The following is a 13,473-nucleotide window of genomic DNA, read 5'->3' as shown; positions in this document are numbered from 1 at the left end:
TCAAACCCGGGGCGATTTAGTGTTAGACGTTGTGCGAGGTGCTGTCCGACCTTGCTTAGTGTTGACTCATTCACGCCCCATTTGCCCACTTTCTAAAACAATTGCTTGTTCTGAAGCTAGGGAAGGTCTGCAAAACCTCCTGACCTGATCCTCCCCAGCGCCAAGCATCCAAGACAATGGCGCCATGGATCAATACACCCTGGGCCTGGACCCACTGCCCAAGAAGACCCGCAAAGAGGTCTTTCTCGATGAGATGAACCAGGTGGTGCCCTGGGCAACGCTGGTGGCTCTCATTGCCCCCTTCGCCCGGGGCTCGCACCAGGCCCTGGGTGGGCGCCCACCGTTTCCTATCGAGACCATGCTGCGCATCCATTGCCTGCAGCTGTGGTGGAACCTGAGCGATCCGTCCATGGAAGAAGAACTGCACGAGCGGCCCCTGTACCGCCGCTTTGCAGGCCTTGATGGTGCAGCTCGCATGCCCGATGAGACCACCATCCTGCGTTTCCGCCATTTGCTGGAGAAGCACCAACTGGCCCCGCAGGTGCTGGCGGCCATCAACACCGGACTGGCCCAGCAAGGCCTGATGCTCAAGACCGGCACCATCGTGGACGCCACCATCATTGCTGCCCCCAGCTCAACCAAGAACAAAGAAGGTGAGCGAGATCCAGAGATGCACCAGACCAAAAAGGGCAACCAGTGACACTTTGGCATGAAGGCGCACATTGGCGTGGATGCCGACTCAGGACTGGTGCACACCGTCATCGGCACAGCTGCCAACGTCAACGATGTGACGCAGGCAGCAGGACTGTTGCATGGCAAAGAGAAGCATGCCTGGGGTGACGCGGGCTACCAGGGCGTGGATAAGCGCCAGGAGATGCAAGGGAGCAAGGCCAAGATCAAGTGGCACGTAGCCATGCGCCCGGGCAAGCGCAAGACGCTCGATGCCAATCGGGAGCTGCACAAACTGCTGGAGAAGGTCGAGCGACTGAAGGCCAGCGTGCGGGCCAAGGTGGAGCACCCGTTCCGGGTGATCAAGCAGCAGTTTGGGTATGCCAAGATACGCTACCGTGGGTTAGAGAAGAACACGGCGCGTCTGACGATGCTGTTTGCGCTTGGCAACCTGTGGATGGCCAGGAAGCGGATCATGGCGCTGCAGGGATAGGTGCGTCTGTGGGGTGCCAAAGTGGTGCCACAAGGGCTGAACCAGGCCTGCAAACGGTGTCAAACCGGCCCCAAAAAGCGGATTGCGCAGGCATCAGGTGAGGCGGCGCTCGACATCAGGCTGTGCCGGGCTGGCGAGCGGGATTTCGCAGACCTTCCCTAAAGCAAAGCAGCCTGAGCAACACCACTAAGTGAACACGCAAGCGTGAATTCCTTGACGCAATGGAACTGTGGGGATGTAATGGGCTGAACTGGTCTCGCTGATAGAACCGTTTACATCCGAAGCTAGGCGCAATTTTTCGGTGCAGCCCCCCTGGTGCGCATCCACTTCATGCAGCAGTGGTTCAAGCTCAGCGACCCAGCCATGGAAGAAGCGCTGCACGACGTGCCGGCCTTCCGTGATTTTGCAGGCCTATCTCACTGGGACGAACACATTCCCAGCGAATCGAGCATCCTGAGGTTTCGCCACCTGCTGGAGCGCCACAAGCTGGCCGATCAGATCCTGACCACCGTGTCACCTGCAAGTTAAAGGGTTGCAGCTCAAAGCGGGCACTGTGGTGGATGCCACGCTGATTGCTGCGCTCATCGATACCAAGAATCGAAGCGCAGGGCGTGACCCGGAAATGCACCGAAGCAGGAGGGCAACCAGTGGCGCTTTGGTATGAAGGACCACATTAGTATGGATGCTGATTCAAGCTTGGCGCACAGCGTTCGAAGCACCAGCGGCAATATGAACGAGGTGGTTGAAGCAAACAGTTTGCTGTATGGGCAAGAGAAAGATGCCTTTGGTGAAACGGGCTACCAAGGAGTGGACAGGCGGGCCGATGCCAACAGGAACGTACGCAGGCATGTGGCCTACGACCATGAGCACATAAAGCGCAGATTGAATGGACTCAGCCCGTGAAATATTGACGGACAAACACCGTCGGGTCGGAGGCAAGGCCACCGTCCAACTTCTGGGGGGAAGTTCAAATCCGGAGCGATTCAGTGCTGTGGCCTGCGGGAAATGAGTAGTTCAGAGTAGTTCATAGAACATCACCTTGTTGCAACAAGGTGATTGCCAAGCAGCTACGGGGTTATCCATCAAGCCAGAACTTGTTCATAGAACGTCACCTTGTTGCACCAAGGCTGCTCGCGCAGCCGCTGTTAGGAACATATTTCTTTGGAAGGTCGAGCCGCGGCTGATACTCGCGGTGCCACCCTTCAATACATTCTGGGTTGGGTCCCCAGCGGACGGATGGTCGGGCTGCTGCGTTTGCCGAGCTTGATATAGAGCTCAACAGCTCGTATTCAATCTCCGTAGGAATACAGAACTACCTCCTAGTAATCCAAGTTTTAGACGCCCCCCGACGGCTGGACGGTGCGGAGCTTATCCCGGGCATTCATAACAAAACGTCAGATCTTTAATGCGTCCAACTCAAATCGGTAGCCTACCCCATAGATAGAACGTATGGGTTCCTGCCCTTGGCATACAGATTCCAGCTTGCGACGTAGATTCTTAACGTGGCTGTCCACTGTACGGTCACTAAGGTTGCGCTGATCATCATGCAGCCGGTCCAAAAGCTGGTCCCTCGAAAACACCCTTCCAGGGGACAGGGCAAACGTACTCAGCAGCCGAAATTCTGCAGGAGTTAGATCCAAGGGGGTACCGTTCCAAAAGGCCAGATGACGCTCCCGGTCTACATGCAGGCCTGCCCCAGGCACAAAGACCACCACCCCATCCTGAGCAGGCGCGGGACGATATCGCCGCAGCACGGCCTTGACCCGAGCGACCAGTTCGCGGGGACTGAAAGGTTTGCAAAGGTAATCGTCCGCACCAGCCTCCAACCCAATCAGTCGGTCCACTTCTTCTACCCTGGCTGTAATCATCACCAGAGGGATATCACTGTTCGCACGTAGATGACGGCATAGCGTTAGTCCATCGACACCAGGCAGCATGAGGTCCAAAACAATGAGATCAGGCCTACGCTGCTCCACCCATGGCAACACCAGACTGCCATGGTCTAGCGCATGAGCCTCATAACGGGCCTGACGCAAGTAGTCACACACTAGTGTCGCAAGGTGAGGCTCGTCCTCCACCACAAGGATACGGGGTACCAATGACACAGTCACGTAGGTGCTCCTGAAGTCAAAGCCATCGACAAAGGCAGGTGCACCTCTACGTACAGCCCTCCCAAAGAAGAATTACAAGCCTGCACGTGCCCCCCGTGGGCTTGGGCAATGCTCTGGACAATCGCCATCCCCAACCCGCTGCCACCTGCAGCACGGCTGCGTGAACTGTCTGTCCGATAAAACCGATCGAACAGACGGGGCAAGGCAGCTGCGTCCACACCCGGTGCACTATCTTGCACAGCCAGCGTGACAAGCGGTGAGACGGACGATGGCAATACAGACACACTTACCTGCACCTGTCCTGGGCCGTCGGTATAGCGCACACTGTTATCCAGCAGGTTGCGCAGTAACTGGGATAACCTTGCTTCATCACCCGTGACCATGACAGGCTGCGGGGGCAAGAGAAGCTGCAGCGTCAGCCCACGCTCAGTGCACCGCCCTTGAAAGGCCTGTACCGTCTGGCGCACCAACGACACCAAGTCGGTATCAAACATGCGGTATGCTAATGCCCCCGCATCGGCCAACGCCAACTCATGCAGGTCCGCTACCAACTGAGACAAGGCCGTGACCTGGGACTGCATCACGCGCAGCAACTCAGGCGTGAGGGGGTGCACCCCGTCCTCTACGGCTTCGAGCTCGCCACGCAGCACAGACAGTGGGGTGCGCAACTCGTGTGACACGTCGGCCATGAAGTCACGACGCATTTTTTCATGACGCGCAAGAGCGTGGGAAAGGCGATTGAAATCCTGCGCTAACTGAGCAACCTCGTCGTGCCCCTGCACAACCACTTCAGTGCCGAAACGACCGGCGGCCAGCTGGTGGGTGGCCGCAGCCACCTGACGTACGGGTGAAAGCAAAGCCCGCGCGACCCACCACGCCATCAAACCCGATAACAGCACTGCCAAGCCCGCAGCCAGCCAAAGCGAATGCCACTGGGCCTGCAAAAACTTGACAGCGGCCACGTCAGTGGCTGTCTCGATAGGGGCAATGGCCAGCCAACCCACGGTGTTCCCATCCACAATGATCTCCCGCTGCACGGAGGCAGCCAGGATGTAGGGGAAGCCGATCACACGCTGACGCTGCGCATCAAGTAAGGTAAGGCGTCGTCCTGCACCCAGAAGGTCGGGAGCCACCAAATTGGACTGGCTGTCCGTAGGTGTCGCTCCTGGACGCGCCAAGGTGTGCTCTGCACCCAGAAGACGAAACCACACATCGGGGCGATTGCGCACAAATTCCCAGGAGCCCTGGCTCGCATAGGCCTGCTCCAGGCTGGGCAGCGCCGCATCCATGCGCAGCACCTGCTGGGCATTCAGAAAACCCAAAAACCCCCGTGTAAAGCTCAGGTGGGTAGCCACTCCCATGACCACGGCCACCAGCACTGCTGTCGCCAACGCTGCCAGAAAAACACGAGTCGTGATACCCGGACGTTTACATAAGTTCATGTTCGGCCTGCGGATCTCCAAAGTTCCTGCACATTTGAACAGGAACATGGTCGCCATTGTCCCAACAGACTCGAGCCGTCATGAATTCCCCCATTTCCCACAAAGCCTTGTATGTCCGGCGTGCCCTACAGCGCTTCGGACTGAGCCCTGCAACTTGTGCAGGTGCACTTGCCGTTTCTCTGCTCCTGCAGGCATGCAGTCCTGCATCAAGTACCGCAGCAACCGCCAAGGCATCAGCCCCCGTGGCAGTCGGCGTGCATGAAATAAAGCCCGAGACCGTAACGCTGACCACTGAACTACCTGGTCGCACGACTGCCCCTCTTGTGGCAGAGATACGCCCACAAGTGGGTGGGATCATTCGTAACCGCAGCTTTACCGAAGGCACTCTGGTTAAGGCTGGGCAAGCGCTTTACCAAATCGACCCAGCAACATACGAAGCCACATACGCAAGTACCCAGGCAGCACTACTCAAAGCGAAAGCTACCTTGGAATCCGCAGAGCTAACGGCACAGCGCCAGGATGCACTGCTGAAGATCGATGCTGTCAGCCAGCAGGATGCTCAAAACGCACGCGCCGCACTCAAACAAGCCCAAGCAGACGTTGCTACGGCCCAAGCCGCAGTAATGACGGCGCGCATCAACTTAGAGCGCACGGTGGTGCGCGCCCCAATCAGTGGAATAGCTGATGTGTCAACTGCGACCACGGGCGCACTGGTGACGGCCGACCAAGCCACAGCACTGACGACGGTGCGTCAAACCGATCCGATCCAGATAGATATTAGTCAGTCCAGCGCAGAATGGCTCACACTCCAACGCCGCTTGGCAAGCGGCAAAGGCAAGGCCGCAGATGCAACTACTGCCAGCGTGCGGCTGATGCTGGAAGACGGGACGATTTACCCCCAGCCCGGTACGCTGAAGGTGCGCGGAGTTTCGGTTAACACCAGTACGGGAGCCGTCACCTTGCGTGCAACGTTTCCCAACCCAAAAGGGTTGCTTATGACGGGCATGTATGTCCGCGCAGTCCTCCCTACCGAAGTGGTAGACAACGCCCTACTGGTCCCTCAGCAAGCGGTCAGTCGGGACAGCCGTAATGGCACCTCCGTGCTCGTAGTTTCCCAGGATGGGAAGGTTGAAAAACGGACAGTGACGCTGGACCGTACGGTAGGCAATCAGTGGCTGGTCGCCTCCGGCTTGGGCAAGGGTGACAGGGTGGTGGTGGAAGGCAGCCAAAAGGTACGGGTGGGCGACGTGGTGCAAACGCATGCTGTCGACCTCACAGCTTTGTCGAGCACATCGGCGCCCGCAACACAGGCTATAGCCTCCCAATAAGGAATTGCCATGGCCCGCTTTTTTATTGACCGCCCTGTATTTGCCTGGGTGCTGGCCATCGTGGTGATGCTGCTTGGCGCACTGGCCATCACCCGTCTGCCGCTGGAGCAGTATCCAGACATCGCGCCTCCGAAAGTCACCATCAACGCGACCTACCCCGGCGCTTCTGCCAAGACGATTGAAGACTCGGTTACCCAGGTGATTGAGCAAAAGATGAAGGGGCTTGATGGACTCCTGTCCATGGCATCTACCAGTTCCTCGGCAGGTACAGCCAGCATCACGCTAACCTTTGTGGCAGGCACCAACCCTGATGTGGCACAAATGCAGGTGCAGAACAAGCTGCAACAAGCACAGTCACAACTACCGCAGGCCGTGCAAAACCAGGGCGTGACAGTCACCAAGACCGGTACGGATTTTCTGATGGTGGTTGCGCTGTACTCAGCCGACCGCAGCGCCACAGCCATCGACATCGGTGACTACATCTCGTCCAACCTCGTTGATGTGATCAGTCGACTCGATGGTGTGGGCGATGTGCAGACACTGGGCACAGGGCACGCCATTCGTATCTGGCTGAACCCCGCCAAACTGGCCAGCTATGCCCTCATGCCCTCGGACGTGAGCGCTGCGGTGCAGGCACAGAACGCTCAGGTGTCCGCAGGGCAGGTCGGCGGGCTGCCTGCCGCACCCGCGCAGCAAATGAACGTGACCATCACCGCACGCAGCAAACTGCAGACGGTGGAGGAATTCGAAAACGTAGTGCTCAAAACAGATACCAGCGGCAGCGTGGTACGTCTGGCCGACGTGGCCCGTGTGGAAATGGGAGGCGAGAGCTACACCATCAGCACCCGCTACGGGGGAAACCCTTCGGCTGCCATGGGCATCAAGCTGGCCGCAGGGGGTAATGCCATCGGGGTAGCCGACTTGGTCAACCGCAAACTGGCAGAACTGCAACCCAATTTCCCATACCAACTGCAGATAGCAACGTCTTACGACACCACGCCCTTTGTCAAGATCTCCATTGAGGAAGTGCTGGTCACCCTATTCGAGGCTATGGCATTGGTGGTGTTAGTGATGCTGGTGTTCCTGCAAAGCTGGCGGGCCACGCTGATCCCCGCCATCGCCGTGCCCGTGGTGTTACTGGGCAGCTTTGGTGTGCTCGCAGCATTTGGATACTCCATCAATAGCCTGACCATGTTTGGCATGGTGCTGGCAATTGGCTTGCTGGTGGACGACGCCATCGTGGTGGTGGAAAACGTCGAGCGTGTGATGCACGAAGAAGGACTCTCTCCCAAGGAGGCCACCCGCAAATCCATGGATGAGATCACGGGAGCGTTGGTGGGCATCGCACTGGTACTGTCTGCAGTATTTGTTCCGATGGCATTTTTTGGTGGATCCACCGGTGTTATTTACCGCCAGTTCTCTATCGCAGTGGTCTCTGCAATGCTGCTATCGGTGGCTGTGGCCATGAGCCTCACACCCGCGCTGTGCGCTACGCTGTTGCGCACACCTGCAGGCCAGGCACACGCACCCAAAGGGCTAGTTCAGCGGTTTTACACCAACTTCAACCGGGGCTTTGAGCGCGGTAGTGCCGCCTCAGGGTCGCTGGTCGACAGGCTGCTGCGCCGCACAGGCCGGGTCATGCTGGTTTATGCCGCGATCACATTGGCCATGGCCTGGATGTACCACCGCCTACCCACGTCTTTTCTGCCTGACGAAGACCAAGGCGTGTTGATGGGCGAAGTCCGACTCCCCTCTGGCGGAACAGAAGAGCGCTTGCGGCGCTCACTCCAAACAGTGGAAAACTGGCTCTCCCAGCAAGCCGACGTGGCAGGCTACACCTCCATTGTGGGGATTGGTGGCGACCAGGCCAGCGGTCGGCTGTTTATCAAACTCAAGCCCTGGGACGAGCGCAAGGAAGCAGGTCAAAGCGCCGCAGCCATCGCGCGCCGCGCCAACAAAGAGCTGGCCAGCCTGCGGGATGCGCGGGTGTTCATCATGCAACCTCCGTCAGTGCGTGGCTTGGGTTCCAGTGCGGGCTTTACCTTTGAACTCCAAGACCGCAATGGCCAAGGGCACGAGGCGCTGGTCGCAGCACGCGATCAGTTACTGCAACTCGCGCGTAAGAGACCTGAGCTTGCGCAAGTGCGGATCAGTGGACTCGAAGACGCGGCTCAGCTGGGCATCAACATTGACGACCGCAAGGCCGGAGCCATGGGACTGAGCACCAGTGACGTCAACACTACGCTGTCGTCAGCCCTGGGCGGCAGCTATGTCAATGACTTCCTGGATCAGGGCCGAGTGAAGAAGGTGTACCTGCAAGGAGATGCCCCCTACCGCATGGCACCGGATTCGATCATGCAATGGTTTGTACGCAACGGCACAGGCAGCATGGTCCCGTTCTCGGCATTTGCCAGCACATCGTGGACCTTTGGTGCACCCAAGCTGGAGCGTTACAACGGCTTTTCCTCTTATGAAATCGTAGGCGAAGCTGCTGCGGGCGTGAGCTCTGGCACCGCGATGGCCGTGGTGGAAGAACTGGTCAAGCAACTGCCGCCAGGCTTTGGCATCGAATGGGCTGGACAGTCCTATCAAGAGCGCCTGTCGGGAGCTCAAGCTCCTGTGCTTTACGCAGTATCGGTGCTCTTCGTGTTCCTGTGTCTGGCCGCTTTGTACGAAAGCTGGTCTGTCCCTGTGTCGGTGATGCTCGTGGTGCCCTTGGGAGTCATCGGTGCGGTGAGCCTGACCAGCTTGCTGGGGCTGGAAAACGACGTGTACTTCCAGGTCGGCCTGCTGACGACCGTGGGACTCGCAGCTAAGAACGCGATTTTGATTGTCGAGTTCGCAAAGCAGTTACAGGAACAAGGCCTGAATGCCATGGAGGCGGCGCTGCAAGCAGTCAAGCTGCGGCTAAGGCCCATTTTGATGACCTCGCTGGCATTCATTTTGGGTGTGCTGCCACTGGCCATGGCCAGCGGCGCAGGGGCCGCAAGCCGCAGGGCCATCGGTACCGGTGTGCTGGGCGGCATGACCAGTGCCACCGTGCTGGGCATCTTCTTTGTACCGGTGTTCTATGTGCTGGTGCGTGCAGTCGTCGAACGCCGCACGGCCCGCAAAGCCCTTGTTGTGCCAACTTCCGTGGAAGCCTGACGCCATGTTGCCCTCTATTTCGTTACTACGCGCGTCCGCTCTAGACAGTCGCTGGTGCACCCCCTTATCACTCGCAGTCGCCACAGCTTTGGCAAGCATCACCGGCTGTACCAACTTGGCCCCTGCCTACCAGACGCCGCAAGCACCCGTGCCTGCCGAGTGGCAGGGCATGGCGGCCAGCAGCGCACCTGTTGCATCGCATGCGTGGAGCTCCGTTGTGCTCGATGACCAGTTACGCAGCGTCATCGCCCTGGCGCTGGAGCACAACAGGGACTGGCAGGTCGCTGCGTTGAACGTAGCCAAGGCGCGAGCCACCTACAAGATCCAGGATGCAGCCCAATGGCCTGTCCTCAACCTCAGTGGCTCTCACACAGCCAGTCGCACCCCCTCTCAGGCCAATGCCAGCGGCCAGACCACCTACACACGTCAGAATACGTTGCAGGTGGGCATCACAGCCTATGAGGTGGATTTTTTCGGGCGGATTGCCAACCTGAGTGACGCTGCACTGCAAAGCTACCTGGGCACCGAGCAGGCCCAGCAAAGTACCCGCCTGTCGCTGGTGGCCGATGTATCCAATGCCTGGCTTACCCTGCGGGCAGATCGCACACAGTTGGCGCTGGCGCGGCAGACGCTGGCCTCGCAAACACAAAGCCTGGAACGCATTGCCCAAAGCCATCGCCTCGGAGCCTCCTCAGCACTCACCGTCACGCAAGCACAAACGGCTGCAGACACGGCGCGACTGGCGGTAGCAACCTATACAGCCCAGGTTCAGCAGGATCTCAACGCCTTGGAGCTTTTGCTAGGCACGACCTTGCCAGCCTCACTGCAGCCAGAGCCTGCGGTGCAACCGCCCCCACCAGCCTGGACATTGCCGCCGGCCAGCCTGTCATCGCAGGTGCTGCAGCAGCGTCCGGATGTGCGCAATGCAGAACACCAACTGCAGGCCGCCAACGCCAATATCGGCGCAGCACGGGCTGCCTTGTTTCCCCGCATCAGCCTGACGGCTGCAGCCGGTACCGCCAGCACCAGTCTGGATAAGCTCTTTCAGGGCGGCGCGTGGAGTTTTGTGCCCTCAGTCAGCCTTCCCCTCTTTGATGGGGGAAGCAGTCAAGCCCAAGTAGAGGTCTCCCGACTGAACTACCAGATTCAGCTGGCCACCTATGAAAAAGCCATCCAGACTGCTTTTCGCGAGGTGGCGGATGCGCTGGCGGTACGCAGCGCACTGCAAGAGCGGATTCAGGCGCAGCAGGCGCTGGTGGACGGTTACCAGCGCGCCTACGACTTGTCGAAGGCACGATTCGAACAGGGTCAAGACAGTTACTTGACGGTGCTGGATGCACAACGCTCTCTGTTCAGCGCACAACAGGCGTTGGTGAGCCTGCACCTGACCGAGCAGACCAATCGGGTAACGTTGTTCAAGGTGCTGGGGGGAGCGTGGCCCGATCCCGCCGCAGGCTAGTCGAGTGCCCAGCTGGTAGGGGGCCAGCGGTGAGCATGAGCACCTGCTTCGCCAGAGTCGCGCTCCATGGCGAGGCTCTGGCGACCCAAATGCTCTCTATGGGTATGGAGGGCCCATAACTGCAAGATAGTTTCCGGATACGGCAGCCTCTACGCAAACTCTTGTAATTGACTGCCGAAGCGCATCGACAAGACTCACCTCACTTCACAGGCAGCAATATACCGAGCCTCATTTTCCAAGACGTGGTTGTGCAGTTCAATACATGCGCCCTCAATATCACCTTTGTTCAGCAACTCAAGCAGGACTTGGTGGCTAGAAACCATGTTAGGAATTGGCGAGCGATGACGCAAAGCTGCCAGCTGGTAGCGGATAAGTTCATAGCCAGCTTTTAGGTAGGGGCTGGCGCAACAAGACAAGATCTCATAGTGGAAGTTCATATCCACTCTGGAAAGTCGATCTAGGCTTCCGCTCCTCTCCAATGCCTCCATCTCCCTTACCTGCTCTTGCAGTCGTTGGATTAGGTGTGAAAGGTCAAGCTCTGCTGCCTCTCGAAGAGCCGCCGTCTCAATCATTGCCCTATATCTACACAGCTGCCCAACTTGCTCGGGCTGAAGCTTGAAGACAAAAGTCCCCCGCTGGGGGTGGATTTCAACCAAACCCTCGATGCGGAGACGCACCAACGCCTCTCGTATAGGGGTTTTGCTGATGCCCATGCGCTGTGCGAGCAATGCCTCGGAGACCTGCTCTCCCAGCCTCAGTTCCCCCATGACGATGCCCTCACGCAAACGGTCGTAGGCGAGGTCGGTCAGCAATTGTGGGCGTTCGACTTTTAGGGGTGCATTCATTTAGGTCTCCATCCTTGCAATGCGCAAGTATAGGGTTTCTCCTGATCAAACATCTGAGATATTAGATACGATATCTCAAACAAAACTGGAGACCTATGAACGAACCCACCTTTCCCTTCCCCGGCGAGCGGCCTAGACCTGTCTTTATCCACGGGTCGGTGCTTCGAGCTACTTGTCATCAGTGCCTTCACGAGGAACTGGAATGAAGCAACTCCAACGACTCACTGAGTACCTTCTGGTGGCTGGGCTGGCTGGAATGGCCTTGATGGTGTTTGGCAATGTTGTTTTGCGCTATGCCTTCGCAAGCGGTATCACTTTCTCGGAAGAGGTGTCCCGCTTTCTGTTTGTCTGGATCACGTTTATTGGAGCAGTGCTGGTTTTTGCTCAGGGTGGGCATATAGCTATGAGTACCCCACTGAGCCGCCTACCCAGCTGGGCGCATCGCTCGCTCATTCTTATGTCCAGCTTGCTGATGTTGGCTTGCTGCGCATTAATGGTTTGGGGAGGGTGGCACCAAACCGTAGTCAATATCCGGAACTTCGCACCAGTTTCTGGCGTGCCTCGCGGCGCGATATACGCGGTAGCGGTGTTCACGGGTCTGTGCATAGGCGCAATGTTGCTGCGCAACGTTACCCGACTAATCCAAGGTGCACCGCTCGATTCATTTGAGCACCGCGCAGAGACGGAGTGATAACGATGACCGTCTTTGTTTTCATCACTTCGCTGCTTGGTGCGATGGCGCTGGGTATGCCGATCGCCTTTGCCCTGATGGTGTGTGGCGTAGCGCTCATGTTCCAAGTTGATATCTTTGACGCACAGGTGCTTGCTCAGAACCTGGTCGATGGAGCAGATAGCTACCCATTGATGGCTGTCCCCTTTTTCTTACTCGCTGGTGAACTCATGAATGCCGGCGGGTTGTCAAGGCGTATCGTCAACGCCGTGATGGCCTGGGTGGGTCATGTGCGCGGTGGCTTGGGCTATGTGGCGGTGATCACTGCCCTGCTACTGGCCAGTCTCTCTGGATCTGCAATTGCAGACTCAGCAGCCCTGGCAGCTCTGCTGATCCCAATGATGCGTGAGGCCGGCTACAACGTTGGACGCTCAGCTGGGTTATTGGCTGCCGGCGGAATCATCGCGCCAGTTGTGCCACCGTCAATAGGTTTGGTGTTATTCGGCTCTATTGCTGGAGTGTCAGTCAGCAAACTTTTCATAGCAGGCATCGTCCCCGGATTGATGATGGCTATGTCATTGTTGATTACTTGGTGGTGGGTATGCCGAAAGGAAGCACCAGCCTCACAGCCTCTACCTGCTTCGGGTGCACGCTGGAACGCACTGCGCGAATCCGGCTGGGCGTTGATCCTGCCGTTAATCATCATTGTGGGTGTCAAGTTTGGTGTCTTCACACCTACAGAGGCAGGGGTGGTCACTGCAGTGTGTGCAGCAATGGTCGGTGCCTTTGCCTACCGAGAGCTAACTTGGTCCAAGCTATATGAAGCCATGCTGGCTGCGGCTCGCACATCTGCCGTAGTCATGTTCCTTGTAGCGGCAGCCCTGATCTCAGCTTGGCTTATCACTGTGGCCAATATTCCAGACGAACTAATCAAGTTGCTTAGTCCGTTTATTGATCGCCCGGTAATTCTGATGATCCTTATGCAGTTGATCGTACTGATCGTGGGCACGGCGCTGGATTTCACTCCAACCATTCTGATTCTGACACCCGTGCTGATGCCGTTGGTGAAGGCGGCAGGCATTGATCCGGTTTACTTCGGTGTGCTGTTCGTAATGAACAACGCAATCGGTTTATTGACTCCCCCGGTAGGTAACGTTCTCAACGTAGTTTGTTCAGTTGGGAAAGTGCCAATGAATGAAGTTATTCGAGGAGTGATGCCTTTTCTCTATGCAGAGACCTTAGTTCTGATTCTTATGAGCATCTTCCCTTCTTTGATGTTAGTGCCTTTCCAATGGCTGCGTTGATTTCA

The 13,473-nt window shown here is 57.7% G+C and carries 8 protein-coding genes and 2 pseudogenes; 7 read left to right on the top strand and 3 right to left on the bottom strand.

Annotated elements, in window-relative coordinates:
- The first annotated feature begins 184 nt into the window (after positions 1–184).
- Together AACH87_RS22965 and AACH87_RS22960 are read left to right on the top strand one after the other, a co-directional pair.
- Positions 185–1,162: pseudogene (locus tag AACH87_RS22965) on the top strand (IS5 family transposase).
- Positions 1,163–1,335: 173 nt separating this feature from the next.
- A pseudogene (locus tag AACH87_RS22960) lies at positions 1,336–2,017 on the top strand (IS5 family transposase); the annotation flags it as partial.
- Positions 2,018–2,556: 539 nt separating this feature from the next.
- On the opposite strand, the gene AACH87_RS22955 reads toward AACH87_RS22960, so the two are convergent.
- Positions 2,557–3,267, bottom strand: coding sequence for a response regulator (locus AACH87_RS22955; protein ID WP_338799367.1), 711 nt, complete (start codon positions 3,265–3,267; stop codon positions 2,557–2,559).
- Between the two features lie 2 nt (positions 3,268–3,269).
- A complete protein-coding gene (locus tag AACH87_RS22950; protein WP_338799158.1) occupies positions 3,270–4,715 on the bottom strand; it encodes an ATP-binding protein in 1,446 nt (481 codons plus the stop codon).
- 80 nt (positions 4,716–4,795) lie between these two features.
- Here AACH87_RS22950 and AACH87_RS22945 point away from each other — a divergent pair, with 80 nt between their 5' ends.
- The 3 genes from AACH87_RS22945 (at position 4,796) to AACH87_RS22935 (ending at position 10,649) form a co-directional block, all read left to right on the top strand.
- Complete coding sequence (locus AACH87_RS22945) at positions 4,796–6,043, top strand: efflux RND transporter periplasmic adaptor subunit (protein WP_338799157.1); 1,248 nt, start codon at positions 4,796–4,798, stop codon at positions 6,041–6,043.
- Positions 6,044–6,052: 9 nt separating this feature from the next.
- A complete protein-coding gene (locus AACH87_RS22940; RefSeq protein ID WP_338799155.1) occupies positions 6,053–9,190 on the top strand; it encodes an efflux RND transporter permease subunit in 3,138 nt (1,045 codons plus the stop codon).
- A gap of 88 nt (positions 9,191–9,278) precedes the next feature.
- On the top strand, positions 9,279–10,649 hold the full coding sequence (locus tag AACH87_RS22935) for an efflux transporter outer membrane subunit (protein ID WP_338799154.1): 1,371 nt from the start codon (positions 9,279–9,281) through the stop codon (positions 10,647–10,649).
- A 194-nt stretch (positions 10,650–10,843) separates the two neighbouring features.
- Here AACH87_RS22935 and AACH87_RS22930 read toward each other — a convergent pair whose 3' ends face one another.
- Positions 10,844–11,494 carry a GntR family transcriptional regulator gene (locus AACH87_RS22930; protein WP_338799153.1) on the bottom strand — a complete coding sequence of 217 codons (651 nt, stop codon included), beginning with the start codon at positions 11,492–11,494 and terminating at the stop codon, positions 10,844–10,846.
- 202 nt (positions 11,495–11,696) lie between these two features.
- On the opposite strand from AACH87_RS22930, the gene AACH87_RS22925 reads away from it, so the two are divergent.
- Both AACH87_RS22925 and AACH87_RS22920 read left to right on the top strand, forming a co-directional pair.
- A complete protein-coding gene (locus tag AACH87_RS22925) occupies positions 11,697–12,185 on the top strand; it encodes a TRAP transporter small permease (RefSeq protein WP_338799152.1) in 489 nt (162 codons plus the stop codon).
- 5 nt (positions 12,186–12,190) lie between these two features.
- Complete coding sequence (locus AACH87_RS22920; RefSeq protein ID WP_338799151.1) at positions 12,191–13,468, top strand: TRAP transporter large permease subunit; 1,278 nt, start codon at positions 12,191–12,193, stop codon at positions 13,466–13,468.
- Positions 13,469–13,473: the final 5 nt, after the last annotated feature.

Source organism: Acidovorax sp. DW039 (genome assembly GCF_037101375.1).
Lineage (GTDB): Bacteria > Pseudomonadota > Gammaproteobacteria > Burkholderiales > Burkholderiaceae_C > Acidovorax.
The sequence above is the reverse complement of the archived record's forward strand: the minus strand, read 5'-3'. Positions and strand labels throughout refer to the sequence as shown.